We start from the raw sequence: 17248 nt of genomic DNA on the forward strand, positions 1-17248 counted from the left end.
AAGCATGGGTGAGACTCCAATGGCGGATCAGGACAAGATCCTCGACTACCTCAAGCGGGTGACCGCCGATCTGCACCAGACGCGGCAGCGTCTTCGTGAGGTCGAGTCGCAGGAGCCTGAGCCGATCGCGATCGTCGGCATGAGCTGCCGCTTCCCCGGAGGCGTCACGTCTCCCGAGGAGCTGTGGCAGCTCGTGGCCGGTGGCGGTGACGCCGTCACGGACTTCCCCACGGACCGGGGCTGGGACGTCTCGTCGCTCTTCGACGCCGACCCCGACCAGCAGGGCACCAGCTACACCGACAAGGGCGGATTCCTGGAGGGCGCGGGCGAGTTCGACGCCGGGTTCTTCGGGATCAGCCCGCGCGAAACCCTCGGCATGGACCCCCAGCAGCGGCTGCTGCTGGAAACCTCCTGGGAGACGTTCGAGCGGGCCGGGATCGACCCGGCCACGCTGCGCGGCAGCAAGGCCGGTGTCTTCATCGGCACCAACGGCCAGGACTACCCGGAGCTGCTGCACCGGCTGCCGCAGGGCGTCGAGCAGTACCTGCTCACCGGCAACGCGGCGAGCGTCATCTCCGGCCGCATCTCCTACACCTTCGGCCTGGAGGGCCCGGCGCTCACCGTCGACACGGCCTGCTCTGCGTCGCTGGTGGCGCTGCACCTGGCCGTGCAGGCGCTGCGCAGCGGTGAGTGCTCGCTGGCGCTGACCGGTGGCGTCACGGTCATGAACAGCCCGCGCGCGTTCATCAACTTCAGCCGTCAGCGGGGTCTCGCCCCCGACGGCCGCTGCAAGGCGTTCGCCGACGGCGCGGACGGCACGGGCTGGGGCGAGGGCGTCGGCATGCTGCTCGTGGAGCGGCTGTCGGACGCCCGGAAGAACGGCCACCAGGTGCTCGCCCTCGTGCGCGGCTCCGCCATCAACCAGGACGGTGCGTCCAACGGTCTGACGGCGCCGAACGGCCCGTCCCAGCAGCGCGTCATCCGCCAGGCGCTCACCGACGGCCGTCTCACCCCGGCCCAGGTCGACGCCGTCGAGGCACACGGCACCGGGACGTCGCTCGGCGACCCCATCGAGGCGCAGGCGCTGCTCGCCACGTACGGGCAGAACCGGGCCGAGGGCCGCCCGCTGTGGCTCGGCTCCGTCAAGTCCAACTTCGGGCACACCCAGGCCGCGGCCGGTGTCGCCGGAATCATCAAGATGGTCAAGGCCATCGAGCACGGCGTCCTGCCCAGGACGCTGCACGTCGACGCGCCCTCCGGCGACGTCGACTGGTCGGCGGGCGCGGTGTCGCTGCTCACCGAGAACACCCCGTGGCCGGAGACCGGCCAGCCGCGCCGCGCGGGCATCTCCTCGTTCGGCGTGAGCGGGACGAACGCCCACACCGTCATCGAGCAGGCCCCCGCCGAGGACCGTGAGCCGGAGACGGCCGACGGCGAGTGGTCCGGGCTCGGCGGGCAGCTGCCGCTGCTGGTGTCCGGGCAGAGCGCGGAGGCGCTGCGCGCCCAGGCCGCGCGGCTTACCGCCCATGTGGAGGGCGACCCGGGCCTCGGCCTGGTCGACCTCGCCCACTCCCTGGCCACCACCCGCGCCGCGCTGGACCACCGCGCCGTGGTCCTCGCGGGCGACGGCGGCCGGGACGACCTGCTGCGCGGACTGGCCGCGCTCGCCGAGGAAAACCCCGCGAGCGGGGTCGTCCAGGGCGAGGTCGGCGAGGGCAAGGTCGCGTTCCTGTTCACCGGACAGGGCAGCCAGCGCCCTGGCATGGGACGCGAGCTGTACGCGGCCGTCCCGGCCTTCGCGAAGGCGCTGGACGAGGTGTGCGCCGAACTCGACGGCCACCTCGAACTGCCCCTGCGGGATGTGATGTTCGGTGACGACGGTGACTTGCTCAACCGCACCGGGTACACCCAGCCCGCCCTGTTCGCCCTCGAAGTGGCGCTGTTCCGGCTGCTGGAAACGTGGGGTGTGAAGCCCGACTTCCTCGTCGGCCACTCCATCGGCGAGCTGGCCGCCGCACATGTGGCGGGCGTGCTCTCCCTCGCGGACGCGTCCAAGCTGGTCGCGGCCCGTGGCCGTCTGATGCAGGAGCTTCCGGGCGGTGGCGCGATGATCGCCGTCCAGGCGTCCGAGGACGAGGTGACGCCGCAGCTCACCGACCGTGTCTCGATCGCCGCCCTCAACGGTCCGACGTCGGTCGTCATCGCGGGCGACGAGGACGCGGCTCTGGAAATCGCCGCGTCGTTCGAGGCGCAGGGCCGCAAGACCAAGCGGCTCACCGTCAGCCACGCGTTCCACTCGCCGCACATGGACGGCATGCTGGAGGCGTTCCGCGAGGTCGCGCAGGGCGTCACCTACGCGCCGCCCGTCATCCCCGTCATCTCCAACCTGACCGGCACGTCCGTGTCCGCCGACGAGATCTGCTCGCCCGACTACTGGGTCCGGCACGTCCGTTCGGCGGTCCGCTACACCGACGGCGTCCGCAGGCTCGAAGAGTACGGTGTCGCCACCTTCGTCGAGCTGGGCCCCGACGGGGTGCTCACCGCCATGGCGCAGGACTGCGTCACCGACGGCGGCGCCGCCTTCGTGCCCATCCTGCGCGGCGACCGCCCCGAGGCCACCGCCCTGACCGACGCGCTCGCCCGCGCCCATGTGCACGGCGTGGCCGTCGACTGGGCCGCCGTCTTCGCGGGCTCCGGCGCCCGCCGCGTCGAACTGCCCACCTACGCCTTCCAGCGCGAGCTGTACTGGCCCGAGCCCGCCGGGCCCTGGACCGGGGACGTCACCGCCGCCGGGCTCGGCTCCGCCGACCATCCGCTGCTCGGCGCCGCCGTCTCGCTCGCCGACGCCGCCGGATTCCTGTTCACCGGCAGGCTCTCCCTCCAGACCCACCCGTGGCTCGCCGACCACGCCGTCATGGACACCGTGCTGCTGCCCGGCACGGCCTTCGTCGAACTGGCCATCCGCGCCGGTGACCACGTCGGCGCCGACGTCCTGGAAGAGCTGACCCTTCAAGCGCCGCTCGTACTGCCCCCGCAAGGCGGGGTGCAGGTGCAGGTGTCCGTGGGCGCGCCGGACGAGACCGGCCGCCGCTCGCTGACCCTCCACTCGCGGCTCGAAGAGGCCGCCGACGGCACCTGGGGCGAGGGCGAGTGGACCCGCCACGCCACCGGTGTGCTCGCCACCGCCGCCACGGGTGCCACCGGCGCCACGACGCCTGATGACGGGCTCACCACCTGGCCGCCCGCCGATGCCACCGAGGTCCCCGTCGACGGGCTGTACGAGTGGCTCACCGGGAGCGGATTCGCCTACGGCCCGGTGTTCCAGGGCCTCAAGGCCGCCTGGCAGCACGGCGACCACGTGTACGCCGAAGTACGCCTCCCCGACGGCGCCCGCGCCGAGGCCGACCTGTTCGGGCTGCACCCGGCGCTGCTGGACGCGGCCCTGCACGCCGTCGGCATCGGCTCCCTCCTGGAGGACACCGAACACGGCCGCCTCCCGTTCTCCTGGAGCGGCGTCCGGCTGCACGCCGTCGGCGCCTCCGCGCTGCGCGTCCGGCTCTCGCCCGCGGGCCAGGACTCCGTGGCCGTCCTGGTCACCGACGAGAGCGGCGCGCCCGTCGCCTCCGTCGACGCGCTGCTGCTGCGCCCGGTCTCGCCCGAGCAGGTGCACTCCGCGCGCGGCGCCTTCCACGACGCGCTGTTCCGCGTCGAGTGGACCCCCGCCCCGGTGCCGTCCGCCACCACCGTCGTGGCCGGGCAGTGGGCGCTGCTGGGCGACCCGACGCCCGAGCTGGCCACCGCGCTGCCCACCGCCGCCGGATATCCCGACCTGGCCGCGCTCGGCGAGGCCGTGACCGGCGGCGCCCCGGTGCCGCAGGCCGTCGTCGCGCCGTTCTTCCCGGCCGAGACGGACATCCCGGTGCAGGACGCCGTACGCGACGCCCTGCACCGCGCGCTGGAGCTGGCCCAACGCTGGCTCGCCGACGACCGGTTCGAGGGCTCCCGGCTGGTGATCGCCACCCGTGGCGCCGTCGCCACCGCCCCGGACGCCGACACCGACGACCTGGCGCACGCCCCGCTGTGGGGGCTGCTGCGCTCCGCGCAGTCCGAGAACCCGGACCGCTTCACCCTCGTCGACATCGACGGCGACGACGCCTCGTATCGCGCCCTCGCCCCCGCCCTGGCCACCGGCGAGTCGCAGCTCGCGGTCCGCGCCGGGTCCGTCGTCGTACCGCGCCTGGCGAAGGTCGCCTCCGACGCCGCCCACACCGCCCCCGCCCTCGACCCCGAGGGCACGGCCCTGGTCACCGGCGCCACCGGCACCCTGGGCGGCCTGGTCGCCCGCCACCTGGTCGCCGAGCACGGCGTACGCCACCTGCTGCTGCTCAGCCGCCGTGGCGCCGACGCGCACGGCGCCGCCGACCTCGTCGCCGAACTGCGCGCGTCCGGCGCCGACGTCACCCTCGCCGCCTGCGACGTGGCCGACCGCGACGCGCTGGCCGAAACCCTGGCCGCCGTCCCCGCCGCACACCCGCTGACCGCCGTCGTGCACACCGCCGGTGTCCTCGACGACGGTGTCATCGGCTCGCTCACCGCCGAGCGCGTCGACCGCGTCCTGCCGCCCAAGGTGGACGCGGCGTGGAACCTCCACGAGCTGACCCGCGAGCTGGACCTGTCCGCGTTCGTCCTGTTCTCCGCCGCCGCCGGAACGCTCGGCGGCCCCGGACAGGCCAACTACGCGGCCGCCAACTCCTTCCTGGACGCCCTCGCCCAGCGCCGCCGCGCCCAGGGACTCCCCGCGACCGCGCTGGCCTGGGGCCTGTGGGCCGAGCGCAGCGGCATGACCGGCGAGCTGGACGACGCCGACATCCAGCGCATCACCCGCGCCGGAGTCGCCGCTCTCTCCTCCGACGAGGGCCTGGCCCTGCTGGACACCGCGCTCGCCGTCGGCGACCCCGCGCTCGTCCCCATGCACCTGGACCTGGCGTCCCTGCGCCACGCCGATGCCACCATGGTCCCCGCGCTGCTGCGCGGCCTGGTGCGCGGCGGACCGGCCCGCCGCACCGCCGAGTCGGGCGCCGCGGGCGGCGGCGGGCTCGCCGAACGGCTCCTCGTGCTGTCCGTCCCGGAACGCGACCGGCTGCTGCTGGAGATCGTCTGCGGCCAGGTCGCCGCCGTCCTCGGCTACGCGGGCCCGGAGGCCGTCGGCGCGGGCCGCGCCTTCAAGGAGCTGGGCTTCGACTCGCTCACCGCCGTCGAGCTGCGCAACCGCATCGGCGCCGTCACGGGCGTACGGCTCCCCGCCACCCTCGTCTTCGACTACCCCACACCCACCTCGCTCGCCGGGTTCCTGCGCACCGAGATCCTCGGCGACCAGGCCGACGAGGGCGCCGCGGCCCCGGTGGCGGCCACCGCCGTCGCCGACGACGAGCCGATCGCCATCGTCGGCATGAGCTGCCGCTACCCGGGCGGCGTCAGCAGCCCCGAGGAGCTGTGGCAGCTCGTCATGGGCGCCGCCGACGCCATCTCCGGCTTCCCCACCGACCGTGGCTGGCAGCTGGGCGGAATCCTGGGCGACGACCAGGGGCAGGCGGGCACCAGCGCCACCATCGAGGGCGGATTCCTCTACGACGCGGGCGAGTTCGACCCGGACTTCTTCGGCATCAACCCCCGCGAAGCCCTCGCCATGGACCCCCACCAGCGGCTGCTGCTGGAGTCCTCCTGGGAGGCGTTCGAGCGCGCGGGCATCGACCCGGCGACCGTGCGCGGCAGCCGGACCGGCGTCTTCACCGGCGTCATGTACCACGACTACCTCTCCCGGCTGACCGCCCTCCCCGAGGGCCTGGAGGGCTACCTCGGCACCGGTTCGGCGGGCAGTGTCGCCTCGGGTCGGGTGTCGTACACCTTCGGTCTCGAAGGCCCGGCCGTCACCATCGACACGGCGTGCTCGTCGTCGCTGGTGGCGCTGCACCTGGCCGCGCAGGCGCTGCGCAACGGCGAGTGCACCATGGCGCTCGCGGGCGGCGTCACCGTCATGTCCACCCCGGACACCTTCATCGACTTCAGCCGCCAGGGCGGCCTGTCGGCCAGCGGCCGCTGCAAGTCCTTCGCCGCCACGGCCGACGGCACGGGCTGGGGCGAGGGCGTCGGCATGCTGCTCGTGGAGCGGCTGTCGGACGCACGCCGCAATGGCCACCAGGTGCTGGCCGTGGTGCGGGGTACGGCGGTCAACCAGGACGGCGCGTCGAACGGTCTGACGGCGCCGAACGGCCCGTCGCAGCAGCGCGTCATCCGCGCGGCCCTCGCCGGTGCGGGCCTCTCCGCCGCCGAGGTGGACGCGGTCGAGGCGCACGGTACGGGGACCACGCTGGGCGACCCGATCGAGGCGCAGGCGCTGCTGGCCACGTACGGCAAGGAGAAGACCGCCGAACAGCCGCTCTACCTCGGCTCCATCAAGTCGAACATCGGCCACACGCAGGCCGCGGCGGGTGTCGCGGGCATCATCAAGATGGTCCTCGCCATGCGGCATGGTGTGCTTCCGCAGTCGCTGCACATCGATGAGCCGTCGCCGCACGTCGACTGGGAGGCGGGCGCGGTTTCGCTGCTCGCCGAGGCGCGGGAATGGCCGGAGACCGGGCACGCGCGCCGCGCGGGCATCTCCTCCTTCGGCGTCAGCGGCACCAACGCCCACGCCATCATCGAGCAGGCCCCCGAGCCCGAGCCTGAGCCCCGGCCCGCGACGAACACCGCGCCCCGCGCGGCCGGGGTGCTGCCCTGGGCCCTGTCCGGCAAGTCCGCCGACGCGCTGCGCGACCAGGCCGTACGGCTGCTCGCCCACCTGGAGGAGCGGCCCGGGCTGCCGCTGGCCGACCTCGGCTACTCGCTCGCCACCACGCGCGCCGCCTTGGACCACCGCGCGGTGGTGGTCGGCGACGACCGCGCCACGCTGGTCGCGGGCCTGGAGGCCCTGGTGCGCGGCGAGTCCGCCGCGGGGCTGACCGAGGGATCGGTGGCCGACGGCGGCAAGGTGGCGTTCCTGTTCACCGGTCAGGGCAGCCAGCGGCTCGGGATGGGCCGTGAACTGTACGAGGCCTACCCGGTGTTCGCGGAGGCGCTGGACACCGTATGCGATGAGCTGGACCCGCACCTTGAACAGCCTCTGAAGACGGTGCTGTTCGGCGACGACGCCTCGGTGCTCGACGAGACCGCGTACACCCAGCCCGCGCTGTTCGCGGTCGAGGTGGCGCTGTTCCGTCTCGTCGAGGCGTGGGGGCTGCGGGCGGACTTCCTCTCCGGCCACTCCATCGGTGAGATCGCCGCCGCGCATGTGGCGGGCGTGTTCTCCCTCGCGGACGCCGCCAAGCTGGTGGCGGCGCGTGGGCGTCTGATGCAGGAGCTTCCGGCCGGTGGCGCGATGGTCGCGGTGCAGGCGTCGGAGGACGAGGTGGCGCCGCTGCTCACCGACCGCGTCAGCATCGCCGCCCTCAACGGGCCGATGTCCGTGGTCATCGCGGGTGACGAGGACGCGGCACTGGAGATCGCGGCTGGTTTCGAGGCGCAGGGTCGTAAGACCAAGCGGCTCACCGTCAGCCACGCGTTCCACTCCCCGCGCATGGACGGGATGCTCGACGCGTTCCGCGAGGTCGCGCAGGGGCTGACCTACGAAGCCCCCCGCATCCCGATCGTCTCCAACCTCACCGGGGACATCGTCTCCGCCGACGACATCACGACCCCGGACTTCTGGGTGCGGCACGTCCGCGAAGCCGTCCGCTTCCTCGACGGTGTCCGCACCCTGGAGGCCCAGGGCGTCACCACCTACCTCGAACTCGGCCCCGACGGTGTGCTGTCCGCCATGGCCCAGGAGTGCGTGACCGAGGACGAAGCCGTCTTCGTGCCCACCCTCCGCAAGGACCGCCCCGAGGCCGACACCGTCACCGCCGCCCTCGCCCGGCTGCACGTCCGTGGCGTGGCGCCGGACTGGGCGGCGTACTTCGCCGGGACCGGTGCGTCCCGCGTGGACCTGCCCACGTACGCCTTCCAGCACCGCCGCTTCTGGCTGACGAACCCTGCGGGCTTCGTCGGCGACGTGGAGTCGGCGGGCCTGGGCCGGGCCGATCACCCGCTGCTGGGTGCGGCCGTGCCGCTGGCCGACTCCGACGGCTTCCTGCTCACGGGCAGGCTCTCCCTCGAAAGCCACCCGTGGCTGGCCGACCACGCCGTCATGGGCACGGTCCTGCTGCCCGGCACCGCCTTCGTCGAGCTGGCGATCCACGCCGGTGACCAGGTGGGCTGCGACCGGCTGGACGAGCTGACCATCGAGGCGCCGCTGATCCTCCCCGAGCGTGGCGCGGTACAGGTGCAGATCATGGTCGGCGCCCCGCAGGCCGCCGGACACCGCACGCTGGAGCTGTACTCGCGGGCCCAGGACGCGCCCGCCGAGCTGCCGTGGACCCGGCACGCCAGTGGTGTGCTGGTGGCGGGCGGCCCGCGGCCGTCGTTCGATCTGACGGCGTGGCCGCCGCCGGGCGCCGAGCCCGCCGAGGTCGACGGCCTCTACGAGCACCTGGCGCAGGGCGGTTTCGCGTACGGCCCGGTCTTCCAGGGGCTGGAGGCGGCCTGGCTGCGCGGCGACGAGGTGTTCGCCGAGGTCCGGCTGCCCGAGGGCGCCGAGGCCGACGCCAAGGCGTTCGGGCTGCACCCGGCGCTGCTGGACGCCGCGCTGCACAGCACGTTCGCCCGTCCCGACGGCGATGAGCAGGGCAGGCTGCCGTTCTCCTGGAGCGGGGTGTCGCTGCACGCGGTCGGCGCCGGTGCGCTCCGGGTGCGGCTGACCCCGGCCGGGACGGACGCGGTGTCGCTGGAGCTGGCCGACGGGACCGGTGCCCCGGTGGCGTCCGTGGAGCAGCTGGCGCTGCGTCCGGTCGCGGCCGGGCAGCTCGCGGGCGCCAGGTCGGCCACGTACCACGAGTCGCTGTACCGGCTGGACTGGGCCACCGTGCCCCCGGCCGCCACGCAGGGCAGTGTGCGGTGGTCGGTGCTCGGCGGCGGCGCGCCCGACGCGCTGACGTCCGGTGCGGCGGTCCACACCGACCTGGCCGCGCTGGGCGAAGCAGGGGACCTGCCGGAATTCGTCCTCGCCCACCTCGAACCGCGTGCCACCGACGACGTGACGGGCGCGGTCCACACCGCCACCCAGGACGCGCTGGCCCTCGTACGGGAGTGGCTGGCCGACGACCGGTTCGCCGCCTCCCAGCTGGTCCTGGTGACCCGGGGCGCGGTGGCCACCGCCGGTGACGCGGGGACGTATGACCTGGCGCATGCCCCGGTGTGGGGTCTGGTGCGCTCCGCGCAGTCCGAGAACCCCGACCGGCTGAGGCTGGCCGACCTCGACGGCACCGACGCCTCGTACGAGGCCCTGCGCACCGCGCTGGCCTCCGGCGAGCCGCAGTTCGCGCTGCGCCGTGGCACCGTCCACGCGCCCCGGCTGGCGCGCATCGCCACCGACGGGCCGATGGTGCCGCCTGCCGGTGAGCAGGCGTGGCGGCTGGACATCGAGGACAAGGGCACGCTGGAGAACCTGACGCTGCTGCCGACCCCGGAGGCCGCCGCGCCGCTGGAGGCCGGGCAGGTGCGGGTCGCGGTCCGGGCCGCCGGTGTGAACTTCCGCGATGTGCTGAACGCGCTGGGCATGTACCCCGGCGACGCGGGCCTGATGGGCAGTGAGGGCGCCGGTGTCGTCCTCGAAACCGGCCCCGGGGTCACCGATCTGGCGCCCGGCGAACCGGTGATGGGCATGCTGCCCGGCGGGTTCGGGCCGCTGGTGGTCGTGGACCGCCGCATGGTGGCGCCGATGCCGCAGGGCTGGTCGTACGCGCAGGCCGCGTCCGTGCCGATCGTCTTCATGACGGCCTACTACGCGCTGCGCGACCTGGCGGACCTGCGCGGCGGCGAGTCGCTGCTCGTCCACGCCGCCGCCGGTGGTGTCGGCATGGCCGCCGTGCAGCTGGCCCGCCACTGGGGCGTGGACGTCTACGCGACGGCCAGCCCGGCCAAGTGGGACACGCTGCGCGGCCTCGGGCTGGCCGACGACCGTATCGCCTCCTCCCGCGACCTGGCCTTCGAGGAGAGCTTCCGCGAGGCCAGCGGCGGGCGGGGCGTGGACGTCGTACTGGACTCGCTGGCGCGCGAGTTCGTGGACGCGTCGCTGCGGCTGCTGCCGCGCGGCGGCCGGTTCGTCGAGATGGGCAAGACGGACGTCCGGGCGCCCGAGGAGGTCGCGGCCGCCTATCCGGGCGTCTCCTACCAGGCGTTCGACCTGACCGAGGCGGGCCTGGACCGCATCCAGGCCATGCTGTGCGAACTGCTGGAGCTGTTCGAGCGGGGTGCGCTGCGGGCGCTGCCGATCACCGCGTGGGATGTGCGGCAGGCCCCGGACGCGTTCCGCTACCTCAGCCAGGCCCGGCACATCGGCAAGGTCGTCCTCACCGTGCCCGCCGCGTGGAACCCGGACGGCACGGTGCTGATCACCGGCGGCACCGGCACCCTGGGCGGCCTCGTCGCCCGGCACGCGGTGACCGAGCGCGGCGCCCGGCACCTGCTGCTGACCAGCCGACGGGGCGAGCAGGCCACGGGCGCGGCCGAACTCGCCGCCGAACTGCGCGAGTTGGGCGCCGAGGTCACCGTCGCCGCGTGTGACGCGGCCGACCGCGACCAGCTCGCCGCCGTCCTGGCCGCCGTCCCCGCCGCACACCCGCTGACCGCCGTGGTGCACACGGCCGGTGTGCTGGACGACGGGGTGATCGGCTCACTGACGGGCCCGCGGCTGGAGAAGGTGCTGCGGCCCAAGGTGGACGCGGCGCTGAACCTGCACGAGCTGACCCGGCACCTGGACCTGTCCGCGTTCGTGCTGTTCTCCTCGGCGGCGGGGACGTTCGGCGGCCCCGGCCAGGCCAACTACGCGGCGGCCAACTCCTTCCTGGACGCCCTCGCCCGCCACCGCCATGCCCAGGGCCTGCCCGCCACCTCCCTCGCCTGGGGCCTGTGGGCCGAGGCCAGCGGCATGACCGGCGAGCTGGAGGCCACCGACAAGTCCCGGATGAGCCGCTCGGGCGTGCAGGGCCTGTCCTCGGACGAGGGCCTGGCGCTGTTCGACGCCGCCCAGGACGTCGGCGACGCGTTCCTGGTGCCCATGCAGCTCGACCTGGCGTCGCTCACGGGCGCCCGCGTCGAGATGGTGCCGCCGCTGCTGCGCGGCCTGGTGCGTGGCGGAACGACCCGCCGCACCGCCGAGTCGGGCGCGGCCGGGGACGGCGCGTCGCTGGTGGAGCGGCTGGTCCGCCTCGCCCCGGCCGAACGCGAGCAGCTGCTGCTCGACCTGGTGCGCGGCCAGGTGGCCATGGTGCTCGGCCACGACTCGCCGGACGCGGTGGAGGCTTCCCGGGCGTTCCGGGATCTCGGCTTCGACTCGCTCACCGCGGTCGAGTTCCGCAACCGCCTCGGCGGCGCCGCCGGGCTCCGGCTGCCCGCCACGCTCGTCTTCGACTACCCGACGCCGACCGCGCTCGCCGGATACCTGCGCGACGAACTGCTCGGCTCCGAGGCGGCCGTGGCCGTCACGGCGCAGGCGGGCGCCACGACGAAGGACGCAGACGAGGACGACCCGATCGCCATCGTCGCGATGAGCTGCCGCTTCCCCGGCGACGTCCGCACCCCCGAGGACCTGTGGGAACTGCTGGCCGAGGGCCGCGACGGCATCTCCCGGCTGCCCGACGACCGGGGCTGGGACATCGAGGCGTTCTACGACCCGGACCCGGACCGGCCCGGCACCTCGTACGCCCGCGAGGGCGGGTTCACGTACGACGCAGCCGACTTCGACCCGGAGTTCTTCGGCATCAACCCGCGCGAGGCCATGGCGATGGACCCGCAGCAGCGGCTGCTGCTGGAGACCTCGTGGGAGTCGTTCGAGCGCGCGGGTATCAATCCGCGGACGCTGCGCGGCAAGGAGGTCGGCGTCTTCGTCGGCCAGATGCACAACGACTACGTGTCGCGGCTGAGCACCGTCCCCGAGGGCGTCGAGGGCTACCTCGGCACCGGCGGCTCCAGCAGCATCGCCTCCGGCCGGGTGTCGTACACCTTCGGCTTCGAGGGCCCGGCCGTCACCGTCGACACGGCGTGCTCGTCGTCGCTGGTGGCGCTGCACCTGGCGGCGCAGGCGCTGCGCAACGGCGAATGCACACTGGCGCTCGCGGGCGGTGTCACCATCATCACCACGCCCGCCGTCTTCACCGAGTTCAGCCGTCAGCGCGGCCTGGCCACCGACGGCCGCTGCAAGCCGTTCGCGGCGGCGGCCGACGGCACGGCCTGGGGCGAGGGCGTCGGCATGGTGCTCGTCGAGCGGCTGTCGGACGCACGTCGCAATGGCCACCAGGTGCTGGCCGTGGTGCGGGGTACGGCGGTCAACCAGGACGGTGCGTCCAATGGTCTGACGGCGCCGAACGGTCCGTCCCAGCAGCGCGTCATCCGCCAGGCCCTGGCGAACGCCGGACTGTCCGCCGCCGAGGTGGACGCCGTCGAGGCACACGGTACGGGGACGACGCTGGGCGACCCGATCGAGGCGCAGGCGCTGCTGGCCACCTACGGCCGTGAGCGGCCGGAGGGGCAGCCGCTGTGGCTCGGCTCCATCAAGTCCAACTTCGGCCACACGCAGGCCGCGGCGGGTGTCGCGGGCATCATCAAGATGGTGCTCGCCATGCGGCATGGTGTGCTGCCACAGTCGCTGCACATCGACGAGCCGTCGCCGCACGTCGACTGGGAGGCGGGCGCGGTGTCGCTGCTCGCGGAGGCGAGGGAGTGGCCGGAGACGGACCGCCCGCGCCGCGCGGGCATCTCCTCCTTCGGCATGAGCGGCACCAACGCCCACGCCATCATCGAGCAGGCCCCCGAGCCGGACCCGCGTCCGGCGGCTGAGCTCGCGGACGGCACGGCGGCGCTGCCGTGGGTGCTCTCCGCCAAGTCCCCGGAGGCGCTGCGCGCCCAGGGCGCCCGGCTCCGCAGCCATGTGGCGGACCACCCCGAGGCCGCGCTCGCCGACCTCGGCTACTCCCTGGCCACCGGCCGCGCCGCCTTCGACCACCGCGCGACACTCGTCGCCCGGGACCGCGAGGGCCTCCTGACCGGTCTGGCCGCCCTCGCCGAGGGCCGCACCGCGCCCGGCCTCGTGGCGGACGCGGTGGCCGAGGGCAAGGTGGCGTTCCTGTTCACGGGGCAGGGCAGCCAGCGGCTCGGGATGGGCCATGAGCTCTACGACGCCTACCCGGTGTTCGCCGAAGCCCTGGACGCCGTATGCGATGAGCTGGACCCGCACCTCGAACAGCCGCTGAAGACGGTGCTGTTCGGCGACGACGCCTCGGTGCTCGACCAGACCGCGTACACCCAGCCCGCGCTGTTCGCGGTAGAGGTGGCGCTGTTCCGCCTGGTCGAGGCGTGGGGGTTGCGCGCGGACGTCCTGTCCGGCCACTCCATCGGCGAGATCGCCGCCGCGCATGTGGCAGGCGTGCTCTCCCTCGCGGACGCCGCGAAGCTGGTGGCCGCCCGTGGCCGTCTGATGCAGCGACTGCCCGCCGGTGGCGCGATGATCGCCGTCCAGGCGTCCGAGGACGAGGTGACGCCGCACCTGAGCAAGCGGGTGAGCCTCGCGGCCGTCAACGGCCCGACGTCGGTCGTGGTCGCGGGCGACGAGGACGCGGCTCTGGAGATCGCGGCCGGTTTCGAGGCGCAGGGCCGCAAGACCAAGCGCCTCACCGTCAGCCACGCGTTCCACTCGCCGCACATGGACGGCATGCTGGACGCGTTCCGCCAGGTGGCGGAGGAGCTGACGTACGAAGCCCCCCGCATCCCGATCGTCTCCAACCTGACCGGGAACATCGTCTCCTCCGACGACATCACGACCCCCGACTTCTGGGTACGCCACGTCCGCGAGGCGGTCCGCTTCCTCGACGGTGTCCGCGCACTCGAAGCGCAGGGCGTCACCACGTACGTCGAACTGGGCCCCGAGGGCGTGCTCACCGCCATGGCGCAGGACTGCGTCACGGACGGGAGCCACGCCTTCGCCGCCACCCTGCGCGGCGGGCGCCCGGAGCCGGAGACGCTGCTCACCGCGCTCGGCCAGGCCCATGCCCGGGGCGCCGCCGTGGACTTCGAGGCGCTGTACGCCCCGTACGGCGCGCACCGGGTGGACCTGCCGACATACGCGTTCCAGCGCCGCCGGTTCTGGCTGGACATCGGGCCCACCGGCGGCGACGCCACCGCGATCGGCCTGCACGCGGCGGGCCACCCGCTGCTCGGCGCCGCCGTGGAACTGCCCGACGCGGACGGCTTCGCCTTCACCGGACGCCTCTCCCTCCAGGCCCAGCCGTGGCTGGCCGACCACGCCGTGATGGGCACGGTGCTGCTGCCCGGCACCGCGTTCGTGGAGCTGGCACTGCGCGCCGGGGAACACGCGGGCTGCGACCGGCTGGACGAACTCACCCTTGAGGCACCGCTGATCGTGCCCGAGCGGGGCGCGATCCAGCTCCGCCTGTCGCTCACGGCCCCCGACACCACCGGCCGCCGCGCGCTGACGATGCACTCCCGCGCCGAGAACGCCCCGGCCGACGAGCCGTGGCTGCGGCACGCGACCGGCGCGCTGACCGCCGACGCGGACGCGGGTACGTTCGACCTCACCGCCTGGCCGCCCGCCGACGCCGAGCGGATCGCCGTCGAGGGCCTGTACGACGGCCTGGCCGATTCCGGCTTCGCCTACGGCCCGGTCTTCCAGGGCCTGGAGGCGGCCTGGCGGCGCGAGGACGAGGTGTTCGCCGAGGTCAGGCTCCCGGAGGGCACCGAGGCCGACGCCAAGACCTTCGGCCTCCACCCGGCCCTGCTGGACGCGGCACTGCACGCCCTCGGGCTGGCCGCCGCCGACGAAGACGGCGGCGGCCAAGGCCGACTGCCGTTCTCGTGGACGGGCGTATCCCTGCACGCCGTAGGCGCCTCCGCCCTGCGAGTGCGGCTGACGGGCACCACCACGGGCACGGTGTCGCTGTCGCTGGCGGACGCGACGGGCGCCCCGGTGGCGTCCGTGGAAGGCCTGGCCCTGCGCACGGTGTCCCCGGCCCAACTGGCCGCCACCCGCCCGGGCAACCCGTCGGACGCCCTCTTCCACGTCACCTGGCCCCCGCTCCCGTCGTCCCCCGACGCGCTGCCCACGCCCCGCTGGGCGACCCTGGGCACGGACACCCTGGGCACCCCCGCATACCCGGACCTGCCCGCACTGGCGTCCGCCCTGGACGCGGGCACGGAGGCTCCGGAGTACGTAGTGGTGGACCTGGCAAATCAAGCCCGTCCGGCGCTTGAGGACACGCCCGAAGGGCGTCCGGGGCCGTACGCGGACGGCGCGGCACTTGAAGGCCCGGGTGCGGCATCTCCAGCCCGTCCGGCGCTTGAGGACCGGGGTCTTGGGGCGGAGCCCCAAGTTTCGGGAAGGGGCGGGGTGGGGGAGACCCCCTCGCCCGCCACCACGGCGCACCACGCCACCACCCACGTGCTGGCCCTGCTCCAGCAGTGGCTGGCCGACGACCGCTTCGCGGACACCCGCCTGATCATCCTCACCTCCGCCACCGACCTGGCCCACGCCGCCGCCCGTGGCCTCATCCGCTCCGCCCAGGCGGAGAACCCGGACCGCCTGATCCTGGTCGACACCGACGCCGACGACACCTCCCTGAACACCCTGGCAACGGTCGTAGCGACGGACGAACCCCAGGTGGCCGTACGCAACGGCGAGCTTCTGGCCCCCCGCCTGGCCCGCACGACCACATCGGCGCAGGACGAAGCCACCGAGTGGAACCCGGACGGCACGGTCCTCCTCACGGGTGCCTCCGGCACCCTGGGTGGCCTCTTCGCCCGCCACTTGGTGGCCGAACGCGGCGTACGAAACCTCCTCCTGGTGAGCCGCAGGGGCGAAGCGGCCCCGGGCGCAGCCGAACTCACAACGGAGCTGGCCGAGCTGGGCGCCACCGTGCACTGGTCGGCCTGCGACGTGGCAGACCGCAACGCCCTGGCCGAGACCCTGGCAGCGATCCCCACAGCCCACCCCCTGACAGCGGTAGTCCACACGGCAGGTGTCCTGGACGACGGCGTGATCGCGTCCCTCACCCCCGACCGGCTGGCCAAGGTCCTGCGCCCGAAGGCGGACGCGGCCTGGAACCTCCACAGTCTGACGGCGGACCAGGACCTGAAGGCATTCATCGTCTTCTCTTCCGCCGCCGGAGTCTTCGGCGGTGCCGGACAGGGCAACTACGCGGCGGCGAACGCCTTCCTGGACGCCCTGGCCCAGCACCGCGCAGCGAACGGCCTGCCCGCCACCTCCCTCGCCTGGGGCCTGTGGTCGATGGCCGGAGGCATGGGCGGTGAGCTGGACGAAACGGAGATCGCCCGCATCCGCCGAGGCGGCATCGGCGTGCTCACGGCCGACACCGGCCTGGAGCTCTTCGACGCGGCGACGAAGACCACCGACGCACTGCTCGTCCCCATGCCCCTGGACATGTCCGCCCTCCGCGCCCAAGCAGGCGTAGGCATGCTGCCGCCCCTCTTCCGCGGCCTGGTACGGGCGGCGACCCCCGCCCGCCGGGCGGCGGGGTCCGCGGCCGCCGCCCCGGGCGGGGCGGACGCGCTGCGCACGAGGCTCGCCGGGCTGTCCGAGCCCGAGCGCGACGAGGCGGTGCTCGACCTGGTGTGCACCCAGGTGGCGGCCGTACTCGGCTACCCGGGCCCGGAGACGGTCGACCCGGCGCGCTCGTTCAGCGAGGTCGGCTTCGACTCGCTCACCGCGGTCGAGCTGCGCAACCGCCTGAACGCGACCACCGGAGTCCGGCTCCCGGCGACGCTGGTCTTCGACTACCCGACACCGAACACACTGGTCCAGTACCTGCGGGGCGAGATCCTGCCGGACGAGGCGACGGGGGTCACCTCGCTGCTCGCCGAACTCGACGGGCTCGAAAGGTCCCTGGCCGGGGCCGCCGAAGCCACCCCGGACGACGAGGACCGGAGCAGGATCGCCGCACGACTGCAGGCGCTGCTCGCGCAATGGAACGACAACCGAGGACCGGAAGACGGCGCCGACGTCGTCGGGGAGATCGAGTCCGCGACGGACGATGACCTCATCGACTTCCTCGGCAAAGAATTCGGGATCTCCTGAAGTGACCGTGGCCAA

At 74.0% G+C, this 17248-nt stretch carries 1 protein-coding gene; it reads left to right on the forward strand.

What is annotated here, in order from left to right; genetic code table 11:
* Positions 1-4: 4 nt before the first annotated feature.
* Positions 5-17233: an SDR family NAD(P)-dependent oxidoreductase gene (locus ABZ370_RS06820; RefSeq protein WP_358617484.1), complete on the forward strand. Its 17229-nt coding sequence runs from the start codon at positions 5-7 to the stop codon at positions 17231-17233.
* Positions 17234-17248: the final 15 nt, after the last annotated feature.

The organism is Streptomyces sp. NPDC005962 (assembly GCF_040629205.1).
In the GTDB taxonomy this organism is placed as follows: domain Bacteria; phylum Actinomycetota; class Actinomycetes; order Streptomycetales; family Streptomycetaceae; genus Streptomyces.